General features: G+C 67.5%; 20 protein-coding genes. 14 read left to right on the forward strand and 6 right to left on the reverse strand.

Annotated elements, in window-relative coordinates; translation table 11 throughout:
• Positions 1-68: 68 nt before the first annotated feature.
• The gene (locus ACZ1H8_RS21345; protein WP_465179248.1) at positions 69-1,121 is read left to right on the forward strand and encodes a hypothetical protein; all 1,053 of its coding nucleotides are present in this window, start codon (positions 69-71) and stop codon (positions 1,119-1,121) included.
• Between the two features lie 6 nt (positions 1,122-1,127).
• Here the strand turns inward: ACZ1H8_RS21345 and ACZ1H8_RS21350 are convergent, their stop codons facing one another.
• The 5 genes from ACZ1H8_RS21350 to ACZ1H8_RS21370 form a co-directional block, all read right to left on the reverse strand.
• Positions 1,128-1,652 carry a tetratricopeptide repeat protein gene (locus ACZ1H8_RS21350; protein ID WP_465179249.1) on the reverse strand — a complete coding sequence of 175 codons (525 nt, stop codon included), beginning with the start codon at positions 1,650-1,652 and terminating at the stop codon, positions 1,128-1,130.
• Positions 1,653-1,681: 29 nt separating this feature from the next.
• Positions 1,682-2,869, reverse strand: a complete 1,188-nt coding sequence (locus tag ACZ1H8_RS21355) for an RsmB/NOP family class I SAM-dependent RNA methyltransferase (RefSeq protein WP_465179250.1) — start codon at positions 2,867-2,869, stop codon at positions 1,682-1,684.
• Between the two features lie 54 nt (positions 2,870-2,923).
• The gene (guaB, locus tag ACZ1H8_RS21360) at positions 2,924-4,381 is read right to left on the reverse strand and encodes an IMP dehydrogenase (RefSeq protein WP_465179251.1); all 1,458 of its coding nucleotides are present in this window, start codon (positions 4,379-4,381) and stop codon (positions 2,924-2,926) included.
• Positions 4,382-4,451: 70 nt separating this feature from the next.
• The gene (locus tag ACZ1H8_RS21365) at positions 4,452-4,745 is read right to left on the reverse strand and encodes a hypothetical protein (protein WP_465179252.1); all 294 of its coding nucleotides are present in this window, start codon (positions 4,743-4,745) and stop codon (positions 4,452-4,454) included.
• 9 nt (positions 4,746-4,754) lie between these two features.
• A complete protein-coding gene (locus ACZ1H8_RS21370) occupies positions 4,755-5,570 on the reverse strand; it encodes an HpcH/HpaI aldolase/citrate lyase family protein (protein ID WP_465179253.1) in 816 nt (271 codons plus the stop codon).
• Between the two features lie 53 nt (positions 5,571-5,623).
• Here ACZ1H8_RS21370 and ACZ1H8_RS21375 point away from each other — a divergent pair, with 53 nt between their 5' ends.
• The 4 genes from ACZ1H8_RS21375 to ACZ1H8_RS21390 are packed head-to-tail and all read left to right on the forward strand — an operon-like array spanning position 5,624 to position 9,217.
• Positions 5,624-6,616: an SPFH domain-containing protein gene (locus tag ACZ1H8_RS21375; RefSeq protein WP_465179254.1), complete on the forward strand. Its 993-nt coding sequence runs from the start codon at positions 5,624-5,626 to the stop codon at positions 6,614-6,616.
• Complete coding sequence (locus ACZ1H8_RS21380; protein ID WP_465179255.1) at positions 6,613-7,068, forward strand: NfeD family protein; 456 nt, start codon at positions 6,613-6,615, stop codon at positions 7,066-7,068. Before ACZ1H8_RS21375 ends, ACZ1H8_RS21380 begins: the two co-directional genes overlap by 4 nt.
• A 17-nt stretch (positions 7,069-7,085) precedes the next feature.
• A complete protein-coding gene (locus tag ACZ1H8_RS21385; RefSeq protein ID WP_465179256.1) occupies positions 7,086-8,903 on the forward strand; it encodes a DUF885 domain-containing protein in 1,818 nt (605 codons plus the stop codon).
• Complete coding sequence (locus tag ACZ1H8_RS21390; protein ID WP_465179257.1) at positions 8,900-9,217, forward strand: antibiotic biosynthesis monooxygenase family protein; 318 nt, start codon at positions 8,900-8,902, stop codon at positions 9,215-9,217. Before ACZ1H8_RS21385 ends, ACZ1H8_RS21390 begins: the two co-directional genes overlap by 4 nt.
• Positions 9,218-9,258: 41 nt before the next feature.
• Here the strand turns inward: ACZ1H8_RS21390 and ACZ1H8_RS21395 are convergent, their stop codons facing one another.
• A complete protein-coding gene (locus ACZ1H8_RS21395; RefSeq protein ID WP_465179258.1) occupies positions 9,259-10,872 on the reverse strand; it encodes a phosphoenolpyruvate carboxykinase in 1,614 nt (537 codons plus the stop codon).
• 190 nt (positions 10,873-11,062) lie between these two features.
• On the opposite strand from ACZ1H8_RS21395, the gene ACZ1H8_RS21400 reads away from it, so the two are divergent.
• From ACZ1H8_RS21400 to ACZ1H8_RS21440, 9 genes are read left to right on the forward strand one after another with little or no spacing between them, the layout of a single operon-like run.
• Complete coding sequence (locus ACZ1H8_RS21400; protein WP_346245908.1) at positions 11,063-11,770, forward strand: response regulator transcription factor; 708 nt, start codon at positions 11,063-11,065, stop codon at positions 11,768-11,770.
• Complete coding sequence (locus tag ACZ1H8_RS21405) at positions 11,739-13,313, forward strand: sensor histidine kinase (RefSeq protein ID WP_465179259.1); 1,575 nt, start codon at positions 11,739-11,741, stop codon at positions 13,311-13,313. Before ACZ1H8_RS21400 ends, ACZ1H8_RS21405 begins: the two co-directional genes overlap by 32 nt.
• An 8-nt stretch (positions 13,314-13,321) precedes the next feature.
• Entirely contained in the window at positions 13,322-13,765 is a 444-nt protein-coding gene (locus ACZ1H8_RS21410; RefSeq protein ID WP_465179260.1) for an HPr kinase/phosphorylase, read from the forward strand.
• Entirely contained in the window at positions 13,762-14,697 is a 936-nt protein-coding gene (rapZ, locus tag ACZ1H8_RS21415; RefSeq protein WP_465179261.1) for an RNase adapter RapZ, read from the forward strand. The genes ACZ1H8_RS21410 and rapZ overlap by 4 nt, the downstream gene beginning before the upstream one ends.
• Positions 14,694-15,101: a PTS sugar transporter subunit IIA gene (locus ACZ1H8_RS21420; protein ID WP_465179262.1), complete on the forward strand. Its 408-nt coding sequence runs from the start codon at positions 14,694-14,696 to the stop codon at positions 15,099-15,101. The genes rapZ and ACZ1H8_RS21420 overlap by 4 nt, the downstream gene beginning before the upstream one ends.
• Complete coding sequence (locus ACZ1H8_RS21425; RefSeq protein ID WP_465179263.1) at positions 15,098-15,370, forward strand: HPr family phosphocarrier protein; 273 nt, start codon at positions 15,098-15,100, stop codon at positions 15,368-15,370. The genes ACZ1H8_RS21420 and ACZ1H8_RS21425 overlap by 4 nt, the downstream gene beginning before the upstream one ends.
• Before the next feature lie 50 nt (positions 15,371-15,420).
• A complete protein-coding gene (locus ACZ1H8_RS21430) occupies positions 15,421-15,615 on the forward strand; it encodes a type II toxin-antitoxin system VapB family antitoxin (protein ID WP_465179265.1) in 195 nt (64 codons plus the stop codon).
• Complete coding sequence (vapC, locus tag ACZ1H8_RS21435) at positions 15,612-16,031, forward strand: type II toxin-antitoxin system VapC family toxin (RefSeq protein ID WP_465179266.1); 420 nt, start codon at positions 15,612-15,614, stop codon at positions 16,029-16,031. Before ACZ1H8_RS21430 ends, vapC begins: the two co-directional genes overlap by 4 nt.
• Entirely contained in the window at positions 15,995-16,798 is an 804-nt protein-coding gene (locus tag ACZ1H8_RS21440) for a TrmH family RNA methyltransferase (RefSeq protein ID WP_465179267.1), read from the forward strand. Before vapC ends, ACZ1H8_RS21440 begins: the two co-directional genes overlap by 37 nt.
• Positions 16,799-16,865: the final 67 nt, after the last annotated feature.

Here is a 16,865-nt window from a genome sequence, read left to right on the forward strand (position 1 = left end):
GCCGCGGCTGGACAACGACTACAAATGTAGTCATCGATAGTGCGTCTCGGATTGGCCATGGAGCGATCATGATCTTTGCTGCGCTGTTCTTCTCTGTCGTCACGCCCATCCCGACCGCCGCCCCGGCGCGGTGCGACGCGCTGGCCGCCGCGATTCCCTCGACGCAGCGCTGTCTCGCGACGCCGGGTGGCATCATCATCGCCGGCTCGGCCGACCGCGCGGCGCAACTCTCCCGGCTCGCGGCTCTCGGCGAGGCCCGGTTCGAACAGCGCTTCGGGCGAAAGGTGCCGGCCTATGCCGTGGTCGAAACCGGCGACGGTACGCGAAACGCCGCGCTCGATGCGGTGCTGGACAAGCAGGGTTATGTGTCACGTCTGCCCTGGCTCTCTCCCGAAGAGATGGCGAACGCCTATCGCGCCTCGATCAGCCGCGCGGTGACCGCCCAGGCGGCGGCGCGCAACCTGACCGCCGAACAGACCCGGGCACTGATCGACTCGGCGCTGTCGCAGCAGTCGGCGAAATGGAATCCGGCCAAACTCGCCGATACCGAAACCGGGACCTTCCCGCACGAGCTCGGGCATGGCTGGTTCATCAAGGCATTCTGGCCAGCCGCCACCGCGACGGGCGGCGATCATTATGGCGGCCCCGCACCCGATTGGATGGACGAGACCGCGGCCGTGCTGATGGAAAGCGATGCGCTGGCCGAGCGCCGCCGCAGCCAGTTCGCGGCGATCTACCGCGGCAGCGATGCCGAAGCGAAGTCGCGGCTGCTGGACCTCGGCACCTTCCTGTCGGGCGGTCACCCCGCTTTGCCCAGGCTCGACCTTCCCAAGACCTCGGGCACCGCGGTCAACGTGCTGACCGGCGAAGAGGCGGCACGCGTCGCGCGGGTCGCCGGCAGCTTCTACCTCCAGGCGCGGTTGTTCGCCGACTATGTGCTCGATCGCAGCGGTGACCCCGCGGCCTTCCGCACCGCCGCCGATGCCTTTGCAGCGGGCAAGGACAGCGCCGGCTGGCTGAGGACAAGCGGCGCACGGCTTCACCTGCCGGACACCGTTGCCGGGCTGAAAAAGGACTGGGAAGGATGGCTGGCGCAGCGCCTTGGCGGCAGCGCCAGCTGAGGCCGATTACTGCTTCGCCGACTCCGGCTTGTCCGGGGTCGCCGCCGCCGGCTCGGCCGCCGCAGTGGTCGTCACCGGTGGGCCCTTGGCGATCGCCGCCGCCAGGATGGTGCCGTCGGCGCACGCCTTGGATCCGCAGATCGTCTTGATCTTGGCGAGATTCTGGTTGGCGCGTTCGACCGCGCCCTTCTGGACCATCGCCACGCCCTGCCCGCGCAGCGCCTGGACGTCGTTCGGCTCGAGGCGCAGCGCCTCGCCATACATGCGGATTGCCTTGCCAGGCAGGCCGCGGGCAGTGGCGACTTCGGCCAGCGCGGTGAAGGCCTCGCGGTTGCGCGGATCGATCGCCAGCGCGCTTTCATAGGCGTCGGTGGCGCGATCGAAATTACCTGCAGCCTGGGCGGCCCGGCCCTCGCTGACCAGGGCGATCGAGCGCGGATCGATCTGATCGTCGGGCCGCTGCGCGACCAGGGCCGAGGAAACCGACAGCAGCATCAACGCAAGCGCCGCCGAAATCGCAGTGAACCGCATCACCATCTCCGAAACTCTAGTCGTTTTCGCTACCATTGCCGCACCAGTTTCGCGACAAAAAAGCCATCGGTCGAGTGGGTCAGCGGGGTGAGGCGCACGCCCGCGCCGCGAGCCGTGCCGCCCTCGAACTCGGGCGCCGCGACCTGCCAGCCCGGATGCGCCGCCAGAAAGGCGTCGACCTGCCCCGCCCCCTCGGCATCGAGCAGCGAACAGACGATATAGACCAGCGATCCGCCGGGCCGGACGAGGTCGGCCGCCACGTCGAGCACATTGCGCTGCATCGCGACGTAGCGATCGAGCCGATCGGGGGTGAGCCGCCAGCGTGCCTCGGGATTGCGGCGCCAGGTGCCGGTGCCCGAACAGGGCGCATCGACCAGTACAAGGTCCGCGCGGCCGGTCTGGTCGGCCAACTGCTGCGTTTCCTTGCCCGGATCGAGTAGCCGGGTCTCGATGATCGACACGCCAGCCCGCTCCGCGCGCGGCGGCAGGCGCTGGAGGCGCGCGCGATCGATGTCGCAGGCCAGGATGCTGCCATGACCGCCCATCGCCGCGGCGAGCGCGAGCGTCTTGCCGCCGCCGCCCGCGCATAGATCGATGACATGCTGACCCCGCTCGGGTCGTGCAGCGAGCGCGACCAGCTGGCTGCCCGCATCCTGCACCTCGATCTCGCCCCGCTCGAACGCGGGCAAGGTCTCGACGCGAGTGTCGGAGGGGAGGCGCAGCGCATCGGGCGCAAAGTCGAGCGGCTCGGCGCCTGGCAGCTGCGCCGCCACGCCCAGCGGATCCGCCTTGAGCCGGTTGACGCGGATATCGAGCGGCGCACGGGTCAGCAGCGCCGCCTGCTCCTCGGCGTCCAGCCCCGACGCCTCGAGCGCGGCGATCAGCCAGCGCGGCGCCACGCCTGGCTCAGCCACCGGCTCGGCCGGGTCGATCGTCGCGGGGCCGTAAGGCGACCCGTCGAAGGCGAACTTGAGCTCGGGCGAGCCCTCGGCCAGCGCCAGCAATGCCGCACGCCCGTTGACCGGCGGCTCGCCGACCAGACGGATCGCATCATAGACCAGCTCGCGGATCGCCCGCCGGTCCTTCGACCCGGCATAGCGCCGCCCCGCAAACCAGCGCGCAATGATCGTATCCGCCGCCGCCCCTTGCCCACGCGCAGCGGCGACGATCAGATCGAGCAGGTCGATGGCGGCCTGGGCACGTGCGGAGGGGGTCATGCCGCCCTCCAGACAGGAAAAGCCCTGCGACGGGAAGCCCGCATGACGCGGGGATCAGCGCGTCGGATAGTTCGGCGCCTCGCGCGTGATCGTCACGTCGTGGACATGGCTCTCGCGCAGGCCCGCATTGGTGATGCGGACGAAGCGGGCGCGCTCCTGCAGTTCGGCGATCGTGTGCGAACCGGTATAGCCCATCGCCGCCTTGATGCCGCCGACCAGCTGGTGGATCACGTCCTTGGCCGGGCCCTTGAACGCGACCTGGCCCTCGATGCCCTCGGGCACCAGCTTGAGCTGGTCCTTGATGTCCTGCTGGAAATAGCGGTCGGCCGATCCGCGCGCCATTGCGCCGACCGAACCCATGCCGCGATACGCCTTGTAGGCGCGGCCCTGGTACAGGAAGGTCTCCCCCGGTGCCTCGGCGGTGCCGGCCAGCAGCGAACCGATCATCGCGCTCGACGCGCCGGCGGCCAGCGCCTTGGCGATGTCGCCCGAGGTGCGGATGCCGCCATCGGCGATCACCGGCACGCCGGCCTTCTGCGCGACCTTGGCCGCTTCCATCACCGCGGTCAGCTGCGGCACACCGACGCCGGCGACGATGCGCGTGGTGCAGATCGAGCCGGGGCCGATGCCGACCTTCAGACCGTCCGCGCCCGCGTCGATCAGCGCCTGCGCGGCATCGCCGGTGGCGATATTGCCGGCGATCACCTGGACCCGGTTGGACAGTTTCTTCACCCGCTCGACCGCGCGCGCGACGTCGCGGTTATGGCCATGCGCGGTGTCGATGACGATCAGGTCCACCTCGGCATCGACCAGCGCCTCGGTGCGGTCGAACCCCTTGTCGCCGACCGTGGTCGCGGCGGCGACGCACAGGCGGCCTGCGGCATCCTTGGTGGCGTGCGGGTAGGTGACCGCCTTCTCGATGTCCTTGACAGTGATCAGGCCGACGCAGCGATAGGCGTCGTCGACGACCAGCAGCTTCTCGATCCGGCGCTGGTGGAGCAGCTTGCGCGCTTCCTCCTGCGACACGCCGACCGACACGGTCGCCAGATTCTCGTGCGTCATCAGCTCGGAAACCGGCTGGTCCGGGTTTCCGGCGAAGCGGACGTCGCGGTTGGTCAGGATGCCGACCAGCTTGCCGCTGTCCTCGACGATCGGGATGCCGCTGATGCGGTGGCGCTCCATCAGCGCCTGCGCCTCGGCCAGCGTTCCGCTGGGAGTCATGGTGATCGGGTTGACGACCATGCCGCTCTCGAACCGCTTGACCTGGCGGACCGCCTCGACCTGCTGGTCGACGTCGAGATTGCGGTGAAGCACGCCGATGCCGCCCAGCTGGGCCATGACGATCGCCATGTCCATCTCGGTGACGGTATCCATCGCCGACGACAGGATCGGGATGTTGAGCGCCAGTTCCTTCGTCACGAAGGTGCGGGTGTCGGCCTGGCTGGGCAGGACTTCGGATTCCGCCGGGAGCAGCAGAACATCGTCGAAGGTTAGGCCGAGAGGGATTTCCATGTGGGTGCCAAGGTCCTGAGTCGGAGGTTGGCGAGCCATGTAAACGCGCCCTCCCGGAAACGCTAGGGGGTCAGGCCAGCTTATGCGGCGTCGGATCGCCGCGCTCGGCAATCAGCTGGCGCCTCGCTTCGTCTCGGGCGGCGGCGAAGGCGGCGCGGATATCGGGATGGGCGGCCTCCAGATCGGCGAGGATCGCCTCGTCCTCCTGCACCGCGATCTGTCCGACCATGGCGTCGGGGGCCTGCCCGATCATGGTCGCCAGCAGCCGCATCGTCCGGGCACGCAGGCGGAATTCGAAGTCCATCAGCCGCGCGGACTCGATTTCCTCCTTCTTCAGCAATGCGCCGCGAAGATCGAACACCATGACATCATCCTAGGATCGATCGGCGCGGGCCAGCAAGGCGCGTGCCTGGTCGACATGCATCGCCTCGATCATGCGGTCGCGGAACCGCTCGGCCCCGCCGGTCGCCGCATCGATCAGCGCACGGGCATCGGCGAGTTCAGCATCGGTCGGCCCGAAGGCCTGCGCAGAGATCGCGATCTGGTTCGGGTGGATCAGCGACTTGCCGTCGAAGCCCAGCGCGCGGCCGTGACGCGCCTCGGCGGCCAGACCCTCGCTATCGTCCAGACCGTTGAACACGCCGTCGAACGCCCAGATGTCGGCTGCGCGCGCGGCAAGCACGATCGACTGGAGCGCATGTGACAGGCTCTCGCGGCCGGCCGAGGGGGGCACGCGCAGCTCGGCCCTCAGGTCGTTGGTGCCGGCGAGCAGCCCGATCACGCCCGGCACCGCGGCGATCGCGGCCGCATCGAGCACGCCGCGCGGCGTCTCGATCATCGCCATCACCCGCGCACCGCCCAGCGCGGCGATGACCGTGGCGACCTGTTCCGCAGACTCGGCCTTGGGCAGCACCGCCAGCCGGCAGGCGCTGTCGCGCACCGCCGCGACATCGGCGTCATGCCAGGCGCTGCCACCGCCGTTGACGCGGATGGCGAAGATGCGGCTGCCCCAATCCTCGCTGGCGGCGGCCACCGCCATCACACGCGCCTCGTCCTTCTGCTCGGGCTTCACCGCATCCTCCAGGTCGAGGATCACCATCTCGACATCTAGGCCGCGCGCCTTCTCGATCGCGCGGGCATTGGAGGCGGGCAGGAACAGGGCGGTGCGGGGCGCAAGGGCTGTGGTCATGGCCAATGCCTATGCTAGCAAGGGACCGGTTTTGCGAGAGGTGAGAATCGACAATGGACCCGCTGTTTATCCTGGCCATGCTCGCGCTGGCCGTCGTGATCCTCTACCTCTTCTCCAGTCTCAAGATCGTCACCCAGGGCTATCAATACACGATCGAGCATTTCGGCCGCTTCACCGCGGTCGCCTCGCCGGGCCTGAATTTCTACCCCGCCTTCTTCTACCGTGTCGGCCGCAAGGTGAACATGATGGAGCAGGTGATCGACATCCCCGGCCAGGAGATCATCACCAAGGACAATGCGATGATCTCCACCGACGGCGTGGTGTTCTTCCAGGTCCTCGACGCCGCCAAGGCCGCCTATGAGGTCTCCGACCTCTATGTCGCGCTGCTCCAGCTGACGACGACCAATTTGCGCACCGTCATGGGCTCGATGGACCTGGACGAGACGCTGTCGAAGCGCGACGAGATCAACGCGCGGCTGCTGTCGGTGGTCGACCATGCCACGACGCCGTGGGGCGTGAAGATCACCCGCGTCGAGATCAAGGACATCCGCCCGCCCGCCGACATCGTCAACGCGATGGGCCGCCAGATGAAGGCCGAGCGCGAAAAGCGCGCCAACATCCTCGAGGCCGAAGGCACCCGCGCCTCCGAGATCCTGCGCGCCGAGGGTCAGAAGCAGTCGAAGATCCTCGAGGCAGAGGGTCGCAAGGAAGCTGCCTTCCGCGACGCCGAAGCGCGCGAGCGCGCCGCCGAGGCCGAGGCCAAGGCGACCGAGCTGGTATCGGACGCGATCGCCAAGGGGTCGGCCAGCGCGATCAACTATTTCGTCGCGCAGAAATATGTCGATGCGGTCGCCAAGTTCGCGACCTCGCCCAATGCCAAGACGATCCTGTTCCCGGTCGAGGCGACGCAGCTGATCGGCACGCTGGGCGGCATCGGCGAGCTGGCGAAGGAAGCGCTGGGCAATGGTCCCACGCCCCCCGCCCCGCCCACGCCGCCGCGGCGTGAGCGGCCGCAGCCGTTCCTGACGCCGGAGCCCAATCAATGAACGAGCTGCAGGCCATCCTGGCGCAGCCGGGCATCGCCTGGCTGGCGCTGGCGGCGGTTCTGGCGATCGTCGAGCTGATCGTTCCCGGCATCTTCCTGGTCTTCATCGCCGCAGGCGCGGCGGCGACCGGGCTGATCGCGCTGGTCCTGCCGCTGCCGGTCTTCGTCGAGATCGGCATCTTCGCGGTCGCATCCTCGGTCGCGGTTGCGATCGGTCGCCGCTGGTATGTCGATCGCCCGGTGCCCAGCGCCGACCCCTTGTTGAACGATCGTATAGCAAGGCTGATCGGCCAGACGGTCACGGTGTCGCATGCGATCGTCGCCGGTGAGGGCCGGGTGCGGGTCGGTGACGGCGAATGGCCGGCGCGCGGGCTCGATGCACCCGCCGGCGCGCGCGTGCGGATCGTCGGCCAGCGCGACGGGTCGCTGGACGTCGAGCCCGTGATATCCTGACGAATTCGGAGAGTTTGATGCGTACCGACCGCCGTTCCCTGTTGATCGGGGCTGGCGCCACTGCGGCGCTGTCCACCCTGCCCGCTCGCGCTCTGGCCGTGGGTGCCGTAGATGCGCGCGCCGATGCGATGCTGACCGGCATCGCCGAGCAATTGCTGGCCGACACGCCCGAGGCCGCGACCCAGCTGGGGATCGACACCGGCAAGCGCGCGAAGCTGAAGCAGCGGCTCGAGGATCGCACGATCAAGGGCAAGCAGGCGGTCGCCGACCATCTGCGCAGGGGCATCGCCGACCTGTCGACGCTGAATGCCGACAGCCTGGATCACACAATGCAGGTCAATGTCGACGTGGTGAAGACCGCCTTCCAGTCCGGGCTGGACGGAATGAAGTTCGGCTATGGCGATGTCGCGGTCGGCGGGTGGCGCAACTCGCCCTATGTCGTCGCGCAGAATGTCGGCGCGTTTCTCGACACGCCGCGCATGCTGGAGAATGAGCATCGGATCGACACGCCGGCCGATGCCGAGGCCTATCTCGACCGGCTGGCTGCCTATGCCGGTCAGCTGGATGGCGAGACCGAGCGGCTGAAGATTGCCGAGGGCAAGGGCGTGGTCGCGCCCGACTTCCTGCTCGACAAGTGCCTGAAGCAGATCAAGCTGGCGCGCAGCGGCCATGTCGCCGGCTGGGGCGTGGTGACGTCGCTGGCCAATCGCACCGCCGGGATGAAGGGCGATTTCGGCCAGCGCGCCTTCGACATCTGCACCTCCGCCGTGGTGCCGGCGCTCGACCGGCAGATCGCCGAGCTGGAGCGTCACCGCGCCAAGGCGACCAGCGACGCCGGGGTGTGGAAATTCCCCGATGGCGACGCCTATTATGCCTGGGCGCTGCGCGCGGGCACGACAACCGACCGCAGTCCCGACGAGGTCCACAAGCAGGGCCTGGCGGAGCTTGCCGAGCTTCAGGCGAAGATGGACGTCATCCTGAAGCAGCAGGGCTATTCGCAGGGCAGCGTTGGCGCGCGGATGACCGCGCTCGGCAAGGATCCGCGCTTCACCTATCCGGATACGGACGAGGGTCGCGCGGCGATCATCAAGCTGCTGACCGATCGCATCCACGACATGCGCGGCCGCATGCCGCAGGCGTTCAACACGCTGGTTCCGGGCAATGTCGAGGTGAAGCGCCTGCCGCTGGCCGAGGAGCCCGGCGCGCCCGGCGCCTATGGCGGTCCCGGCTCGATCGACGGCAAGACGCCCGGGCGGCTGTGGATCAACCTGCGCACCACCGACATCTGGACCCGCTACAGCCTGCCCGACCTCGCCTATCACGAGTCGATACCGGGCCATGCCTGGCAGGGCGAATATACGTTCAAGCTGCCGCTGGTCCGCTCGCTGCTCCAGTTCAACGCCTATAGCGAAGGCTGGGCGCTCTATGCCGAGCAGATCGCCGACGAGCTGGGCGTGTACGACGCCAATCCGGTCGAGCGGCTGGGCTATCTCCAGAGCCTGGCGTTTCGCGCCTGCCGCCTGGTGGTCGACACCGGGCTCCACGCCAAGCGCTGGACGCGGCAGCAGGCAATCGAGTGGTTCGCCACCACCAACGGCTCGTCGGTCGACGAGGTCCAGGGCGAGGTCGACCGCTATTGCTCCTGGCCGGGCCAGGCCTGCGGCTACAAGGTTGGGCATAGCGAGATCAACCGGCTGCGCGACCGGGTGAAGGGCGAGCTGGGCGCCCGCTACGACTTCAAGGCGTTCAACGATGCGATGGTGCTGGGCGGCAACGTGCCGATGACCGTGCTGGGCCGGGTGATCGACCGGCATATCGCGGAGCGCAAGGCATGATCCTGCGCCGCTGGACCAGCCGCATCCGCACTGCCGAGCGCGATGCCTATGCCGCCTATATCGAGGAGACGGGCGGCGCCGATTACGGCTCCACGCCGGGCAATCTGGGTTTCCAGATGCTGTTCCGCGACCTGGACGACGGCACCAGCGAGGTGACGACGCTCAGCTGGTGGCGCAGCCTTGACGATATTCGCGGCTTTGCCGGCGAGGATATCATGGTCGCGCGCTATTATCCCGAGGACGACCGCTATCTGCTCGACCGCCCGGAGCGGGTCGAGCATCACGAGGTGGTCAGCACCAGCCTGCCGCTCTGAGCGGGGACGGCCGGGCTGGGAGGCCCGGCCGCCGGATCGCCTCAGGCGGGTTCGGACGTCCGCGGCGCCGCCTGCCGCACGCCCTCGTCGACATGGTCCGCGAACTGCGCGAAATTCGCGACGAATTCGTCGACCAGCCGCGCCGCCGTCACGTCATATTCGCCCTTGTCGGCCCAGGCTGCGCGCGGGTCGAGCATATTGGGATCGACACCCTCGACCGCGACCGGCACCATGAAGCCGAAATTCGGGTCCTTGCGGAACTCGGCCGCGTTCAGGCTGCCGTCGAGCGCGGCATTGAGCAGCGCGCGGGTCACGCGGATCGGCATCCGCTTGATCCCCGGCATCGTCGCCTTGCCGCCCGACCAGCCGGTATTGACCAGCCAGCATTTCACCCCGCCCTTCGCGATCCGCTCCTTCAGCAGATTGCCATAGACCGAAGGGTGGCGCGGCATGAACGGTGCGCCGAAGCAGGTCGAGAAGGTCGCGGTCGGCTCGGTCACTCCGATCTCGGTCCCGGCGACGCGCGCGGTATAGCCCGACAGGAAATGGTACATCGCCTGTTCCGGCGTCAGCTGCGCGATCGGCGGCAGCACGCCATAGGCGTCGGCGGTGAGGAAGATGATGTTCTTCGGCACCGGCCCCAGGTTGCGCGCGCTGGTGTTCGGAATGAAATCGAGCGGATAGGAGCCGCGGCTGTTCTCGGCCAGGCTGTTGTCGAACAGGTCGAGTTCGCGCGTGTCGGGATCCATCACGACATTTTCCAGCACGGTGCCGAAGCGCTTCGTCGTCGCGAAGATTTCCGGCTCGGCCTCGGCCGACAGGTTGATCATCTTGGCATAGCAGCCGCCTTCGAAATTGAAGACCGCTTCGTCCGACCAGCCATGCTCATCGTCGCCGATCAGCGTGCGGCTGGCATCGGCGGACAAGGTCGTCTTGCCGGTGCCCGACAGGCCGAAGAACACCGCGGTGTCGCCATCCGGGCCGATATTCGCCGAGCAATGCATCGGCATGATGCCATCGACCGGCAGCAGATAGTTGAGCAGGCCGAACACCGACTTCTTCATCTCGCCGGCATAGGCGGTCCCGCCGATCAGGATCAGCTTCTCGGTGAAGTTGACCGCGATCACCGTTTCGCTGCGCGTGCCGTGGCGTTCGGGATCGGCACGGAAGCTCGGCAGGTCGATGATCGTATATTCGGGCACGAAGTCCGCCAGTTCATCCTCCGACGGCCGCACCAGCAGCGTACGGATGAACAGATTATGCCAGGCAAGCTCGTTGATCACGCGCACCCGGACGCGGTGCTCGGCCTGCGACCCGCCATAGAGGTCCTGGACGAACAGCGTGTCGCGCGCCGCCACCTCCGCCAGGAAGTCGGTCTTCAGCGCGGCGAAATGCTCGGGCGTCATGCCGCGATTGGTGTCGCCCCACCAGACATTGCCCTCGGTCTCGGCATCGCGAACGATGAACTTGTCCTTGGCGGACCGGCCGGTGTGCTTGCCGGTGGTGACGACCAGCGGTCCGTCCTTGGCCAGCCGGCCTTCGCCGCGGCGGACGGCATGCTCGATCAACGGGGCGGTAATCAGGTTCCAGTGGATCGTGGCATCGGTGCCGATGCCCTGTGCGTCGAGCGCATGGCCCGGCGTGCGCGTGTTCATGCTGGTCTCCCGGTTGCGCCGCATTTTCTGGCGCTTGACTGACGTTGGCCGGCGGTAAGCACCCGCCGAAACCGGGGTCAATCCGTGTAAACGTTGTCAGATTCCGGGTAACCGATGTCATCGGATTGAGCCGCGCGAAACTTTGGTCTAACGGTTGCGCAATGGCTCGCAGCAACGCCCCGTACGCCGGATGACGGCGACGATCGCGCTGGTCGATGACGACCGCAACATCCTCACCTCTGTCTCGATCGCGCTTCAGACCGAAGGCTTTCTCACCCGGGTCTATTCCGACGGCGAAAGCGCACTGAAGGCGCTGATCGAGAACCCGCCCGACCTGGCGGTGCTCGACATCAAGATGCCGAAGATGGACGGGCTGGAGCTGCTCCGCCGCCTGCGCGAGAAGCGGCCGATCCCGGTCATCTTCCTGACCAGCAAGGATGACGAACTGGACGAGGCGCTGGGCCTCGCCATGGGCGCCGACGACTATATCTCGAAGCCGTTCAGCCAGCGGCTGCTGATCGCGCGCATCCGCGCCATCCTGCGCCGCACCGAAGCCAGCCTCCCCTCGATCGAGGGACAGCCGCAGGAGGCGGCGCAACCGCTGGTGCGCGGCCGGCTGGCGATGGACCCGGCGCGCCACCGGGTCACCTGGGACGGCACCAACGTCACGCTGACGGTCACCGAATTCCTGATCCTCGAGACCCTGGCCCAGCGCCCGGGGATCGTGAAGACCCGCAACCAGCTGATGGATGCGGCGTATCAGGACGATATCTATGTCGATGACCGGACCATCGACAGCCATATCAAGCGCGTCCGGCGGAAGTTCCGCCAGGTCGATTCCGACTTCGATGCCATCGAGACGCTCTATGGGGCCGGATATCGCTTCTCGGACGAGTGACGAGCGCGGCCTCGCGCTCAAATTGTCCAACAGGATCTCGCTGACTCCGCGAATCCTGGCGGTCAACATCTTCGCCCTCGCGCTGCTGGCCGGCGGCTTCTTCTACCTCGATTCCTATCGCAGCAGGATCGTCGAGAGCCGGATGGCGCAGGCAAGCCGCGAGGCGCGGCTGATCGCCCAGTCGCTCGCTTCGGCGACGAAGGAGCGGCGCGACCTGCTGGTGCTCAGCCTGGCGCGCGACATGGGCGTGCGCGTCCGGCTATACGACCAGAAAGGCGTCCTGCTGTCGGACAGCCGCGATCTGGGCCTGCGCAACGTCGTGCTGCGCGACCCCGACAAGGATCCGTGGAACCAGTCGATCGCGCGCTTCCTCGACGCGGTGATCGACACCGTCGCCGGCGCCGACCGCGCGCCGCAATATCGCGAGCGCGATCCGCATCAGGGGTTCGACTGGCCGGACGTCCAGACCGCCGCGACCACGCACGGCGCGCCTGCGACGGTGTGGCGCGCGCCCGACCGCACGCCGATCATCACCGCGGCGGCGCCGATCACCGGGCTGGGCGTGGTCATGACCACGGTGAACGCCCGCGACATCACCCAGACGGTTCGGATCGAGCGTTATCGGCTGGGCGTGGTGCTGCTGATCGTCTCGCTCGCCTCGATCTTCCTGTCGCTTTTCCTGGCGCGCACGATCGTCAGGCCGCTGCGCCACCTCGCGCGCGCCGCAATCCGCGTCAGGCTGGGCCGCGCGCGCGAGGTGGTGGTGCCCCGCCTGCCCTCCCGCTCCGACGAGATCGGGCTGCTGGCGCGCGCGCTCTCCGACATGACTCAGGCGCTGCGCGCGCGGATCGACGCGACCGAGGCCTTCGCCGCCGATGTGACGCACGAGCTGAAGAACCCGCTCGCCTCGCTGCGCTCCGCGGTCGACAGTCTGGCGACGGTCAAGAAGCAGGAGCATCGCGACCAGCTGCTGGAGATCGTGCGCGACGACGTGTTGCGGCTCGACCGGCTGATCACCGATATTTCCGAGGCATCGCGCCTCGATGCGCAGCTGAGCCGCGCGACATTCGAGCCGATCGACATCGCGCAGATGATCCAGGCGCTGATCGACCAGCGCGATGCGCGCGGCCTGCCCCGCGGTATCCGCCTGGTCTTCGACCGGACCAGCGACGCCCCGCTGATCGTGCTGGGCGAAGGCGCACGGCTGGAGCGCGTGTTCGACAATCTGATCGAGAATGCGATCTCCTTCTCGCCCGAGGGCGGGCTGATCGCGATCTCGGCGACCAGCGACGATCGCATGCTGACGGTGCGGGTCGAGGATGACGGCCCCGGCGTGCCGGAAGAGGCGCGCGACGCGATTTTCCGCCGTTTCCACACCGTTCGTCCCGCCAGCGAGGCTTTTGGCCAGCATTCGGGCTTGGGGCTTGCCATCGCGCGTACGATTGTCGAGGGGCATCAGGGAAGCATCGTGGTGGAAAGCCGCGAAGATCGGGTGAGCGGGGCGCGATTCGTGGTCCGCCTGCCACTGGCCGAGGGCGAATGATGGTCGAAATGCGGGTGTCTCAACTGTCGTCCGAAACAATCCACGCGAGCTGCGTCGCGATCGGGGGGCGGGCGGTCCTGATCGAGGGCGGATCCGGCGAGGGCAAGTCGGATCTGGCGCTGCGCCTGATCGATCGCGGCGCCGCGCTCGTCTCGGACGACCAGACCATCTGCCACCGTCCCGACCGCGGCGGCACCTCGCTGATCGCCTCGCCGCCCGCCACCATTGCCGGCAAGATCGAGGTGCGCGGCATCGGTATCGTCGAGATGGCGCATGTCGAGAAGGTGCCGGTGGCGCTCATCATCGAGATTCTCGATTCGCCGCCGCGCTTCCCCGAGGATCGTCGCACGCGGCGCGTCGCCGGGGTCGAGGTCCCGGTCCTTCCCCTGCCCGCGCTGGAACCGTCGGCGCCGATCAAGGTCGAGCTGGCGCTCAAACGGATCGGCGCGTGAGCAAGCCGCGCCCGAAACAGATTTTGCTGGTGACTGGAATGTCCGGCGCCGGCAAGTCGACCGTGCTGCGCACCCTGGAGGATCTGGGGTGGGAAACGGTCGACAATCTTCCGCTGCTGCTGCTCAACCGGTTGCTGGACACCGCACCGCGCGAGGATGGCGACGACGACCGTCCGCTGGCCGTCGGCATCGGCGTGGCGACGCGCGGCTTCGACGCCGAGAGCATCGTGCGCCGGATCAAGAAGCTGCGCGAGGAGCATGGCCATGACATCGGCACGCTGTACCTCGACTGCGCCGGCGCCGAGCTGGAGCGACGGTATAACGAAACCCGCCGCCGTCATCCGCTGGCGCAAGACCGGCCGGCGAGCGACGGCATCGCCCATGAGCGTGAGCTGCTCATGCCGCTGCGGCGCTGGTCGAACCGGCTGATCGACACGACCAGCCTGGCCTCGAACGAACTGGCGCATCAGATCCGCGCGACCTTTGCCGGCGACCGCGAACCGACCCTGTCGGTCATGTCGTTCGGCTTTGCCCGCGGACTGCCGAGCAATGCCGACCTGGTGCTCGACATGCGCTTCCTGCGCAATCCGCACTGGGTCGACGGGCTGCGGCCCGGCACCGGCAAGGACAAGGACGTCTCCGCCTATATTGCCGGCGATCCGGCCTATGATCAGGCGATGGTGGAGATCGAGTCGCTGCTGCTGTTGCTGCTCCCGCGCTACGAGGCCGAGGGAAAATCCTATGTTACGATAGCGTTCGGATGCACCGGGGGCCGTCATCGTTCGGTGCACGTCGCAGAACGGGTGGCAGCGCGGTTGCGCGAGGAAGGTTTTTCGCCCACGGTGACCCATCGCGATCTGCAGACTGCGCCGCAGGATTCGCTTGAAGGGGCGCCGGCGGCGGCATCAGGGGGCGGAGTTCAGGTGAAATGATTGGTCTCGTACTCGTGACGCACGGGCGGCTCGCCGAAGAGTTCGTCGTCGCGATGGAGCATGTCGTGGGTCAGCAGGAGCGCATCGCGCCGATCTGCATCGGCCCCGAAGACGATATGGAAGAACGCCGTGCCGACATTGCCAAGGCGATTGCCGAGGTCGATGCGGGACGCGGCGTGATCGTGCTGACCGACCTGTTCGGCGGCACCCCGTCCAACCTTGCCATCTCGCTGATGCAGGCGGGCAAGGTCGAGGTGATCGCGGGCATCAACCTGCCGATGCTGATCCGGCTGGGCGGCGCCCGCAAGACGATGAAGGTGACCGAAGCGGTCGCCGCCGCGCGCGACGCAGGCAAGAAATATATCACCGTCGCGTCCGAAGTCCTGGGAGAGGCTGCTGCATGAGCGGAACGAGCCGCACCGTTCTCATCTCCAACCGGCGCGGCCTTCACGCGCGCGCCAGTGCCAAGCTGGTCACGCTGGCGTCCAGCCAGGCGGTGCCGGTCATGGTCGAAAAGAACGGATCGGCCGTCACCGCGACATCGATCATGGGGCTGATGATGCTCGGCGCGGCGATGGGCGACTCGATCACCATCAGCGCCGAGGGCGACGGCGCCGAGGATGCGGTCGCGGCGCTGGCCAAGCTGGTCGAGGATCGGTTCGGCGAGGATTGAGTTTCCTGCGGCCGGCACCATGTGTATGATCGGCATCGGGAATACACATCATGCGCACCAATATCGTCATCGATGACCGGCTGATCGCGGACGCGATGGAGGCGACGGGCCTTCGCACCAAGCGGGAGGCGGTCGAGTTGGGCCTCAAGACCTTGCTCCGCCTGCATCGGCAGGAACAGATTCGCGCGTTTCGGGGCAAGCTGACCTGGACCGGCGATCTCGAGGTGATGCGGAACGACGGATGATCCTGGTCGATTCCAGCGTCTGGATCGATTTCTTCCGCGGTGTCTCCACCCCTCAGACCGACCGGCTGGATGCGGCCCTCGGTACCGAGCTGGTCGCGATCGGCGACCTGAATGTGACCGAGGTGCTTCAGGGCTTCGCCTCGGATCGCGACCATGCGCAGGCCGAGACGCTGCTGGCGACACTCGTCCTGGTCGAGATTGGCGGGTGGGACGTCGCCCGACGCGCCGCGCAGCATTTTCGGACCTTGCGGGCCAAAGGCGTGACCGTGCGAAAGACGATCGATACGCTGATCGCGACCCGCTGCATCGTCGACCGGATCCCGCTGCTCTATTCTGATCGTGACTTCGATCCGTTTGTGGAGCATCTGGGGCTCCAATCATGCCTCGTGAAATCACCGCCTTTTCCAACCCGCTGATCAAGCGCGTCCGCAACCTTCGCGACAAGAAGCATCGCCGCGAGGAAGGGCTGTTCCTGGCCGAAGGGCTGCGCATCCTGACCGAGGCGCTTGAGGCCGGGCGCGTGCCCGACTATCTGTTCTACGCGCGCGACATGGCGAATCATTCGCTGGTCCATGCGCTGGTCGACGCCACCGAAGACGCCGGCGGCGAGGCGATCGAGACCAATGTCGACATCCTTTCCAAATTGTCGGGCAAGGACAATCCGGGTGCCGTCGTCGGCGTCTATCCCGAATTCACCGTCGCGTTGTCCGATCTCGACCGCAGCGCCGCTCCGATCTGGCTGGTCGCGGAGCGGCTGCGCGATCCGGGCAATCTCGGCACGATCCTGCGCACGGCGGACGCGATCGGCGCGGGCGGACTGATCCTGGTCGACGACTGCGTCGATCCTTTCTCCGTGGAAGCGGTGCGGGCGTCGATGGGCGCGTTGTTCACCGTGCCGGTCGCCAAGGCGAACTGGGCCGAGTTCGCCACCTGGCTGCGATCCGGCCCGGGGCAGCTGGTCGGGCTGAGCCTCGACACCGAGATCGACTATCAGGCCGCGCGCTATGAAGCCCCGACCTTCCTGCTGACCGGCAACGAGGCACAGGGCATGCCCGATTTCATGGCCGCAGCCTGCGACGTCACGGTGAAAATCCCGATGCTGGGCAAGGCGGACAGCCTGAACGCGGCGATCGCAACTGCCGTCATGGCCTATGAGGTGCTGAACCAGCGTCGCCGCGGCTGAACGGCCGCGAAACAAATCGGCCATCGCGCGTTCAGTCCTCCGGATCCAGGGATGGATCGGAGGAGAC

It is taken from the genome of Sphingomonas sp. BL-S-25 (assembly GCF_055521555.1).

Coding starts and splice junctions, on each gene's coding strand:
- ACZ1H8_RS21375 (WP_465179254.1), top strand. CDS start 5,624: ATGGACCCGCTGTTTATCCTGGCCATGCTCGCGCTGGCCGTCGTGATC.
- ACZ1H8_RS21410 (WP_465179260.1), top strand. CDS start 13,322: ATGCGGGTGTCTCAACTGTCGTCCGAAACAATCCACGCGAGCTGCGTC.
- ACZ1H8_RS21370 (WP_465179253.1), bottom strand. CDS start 5,570: ATGACCACAGCCCTTGCGCCCCGCACCGCCCTGTTCCTGCCCGCCTCC.
- ACZ1H8_RS21350 (WP_465179249.1), bottom strand. CDS start 1,652: ATGCGGTTCACTGCGATTTCGGCGGCGCTTGCGTTGATGCTGCTGTCG.
- ACZ1H8_RS21390 (WP_465179257.1), top strand. CDS start 8,900: ATGATCCTGCGCCGCTGGACCAGCCGCATCCGCACTGCCGAGCGCGAT.
- ACZ1H8_RS21365 (WP_465179252.1), bottom strand. CDS start 4,745: ATGGTGTTCGATCTTCGCGGCGCATTGCTGAAGAAGGAGGAAATCGAG.
- ACZ1H8_RS21400 (WP_346245908.1), top strand. CDS start 11,063: ATGACGGCGACGATCGCGCTGGTCGATGACGACCGCAACATCCTCACC.
- ACZ1H8_RS21405 (WP_465179259.1), top strand. CDS start 11,739: ATGGGGCCGGATATCGCTTCTCGGACGAGTGACGAGCGCGGCCTCGCG.
- vapC (WP_465179266.1), top strand. CDS start 15,612: ATGATCCTGGTCGATTCCAGCGTCTGGATCGATTTCTTCCGCGGTGTC.
- ACZ1H8_RS21440 (WP_465179267.1), top strand. CDS start 15,995: ATGCCTCGTGAAATCACCGCCTTTTCCAACCCGCTGATCAAGCGCGTC.
- ACZ1H8_RS21395 (WP_465179258.1), bottom strand. CDS start 10,872: ATGAACACGCGCACGCCGGGCCATGCGCTCGACGCACAGGGCATCGGC.
- ACZ1H8_RS21425 (WP_465179263.1), top strand. CDS start 15,098: ATGAGCGGAACGAGCCGCACCGTTCTCATCTCCAACCGGCGCGGCCTT.
- ACZ1H8_RS21345 (WP_465179248.1), top strand. CDS start 69: ATGATCTTTGCTGCGCTGTTCTTCTCTGTCGTCACGCCCATCCCGACC.
- guaB (WP_465179251.1), bottom strand. CDS start 4,381: ATGGAAATCCCTCTCGGCCTAACCTTCGACGATGTTCTGCTGCTCCCG.
- ACZ1H8_RS21355 (WP_465179250.1), bottom strand. CDS start 2,869: ATGACCCCCTCCGCACGTGCCCAGGCCGCCATCGACCTGCTCGATCTG.
- ACZ1H8_RS21380 (WP_465179255.1), top strand. CDS start 6,613: ATGAACGAGCTGCAGGCCATCCTGGCGCAGCCGGGCATCGCCTGGCTG.
- ACZ1H8_RS21430 (WP_465179265.1), top strand. CDS start 15,421: ATGCGCACCAATATCGTCATCGATGACCGGCTGATCGCGGACGCGATG.
- ACZ1H8_RS21420 (WP_465179262.1), top strand. CDS start 14,694: ATGATTGGTCTCGTACTCGTGACGCACGGGCGGCTCGCCGAAGAGTTC.
- ACZ1H8_RS21385 (WP_465179256.1), top strand. CDS start 7,086: ATGCGTACCGACCGCCGTTCCCTGTTGATCGGGGCTGGCGCCACTGCG.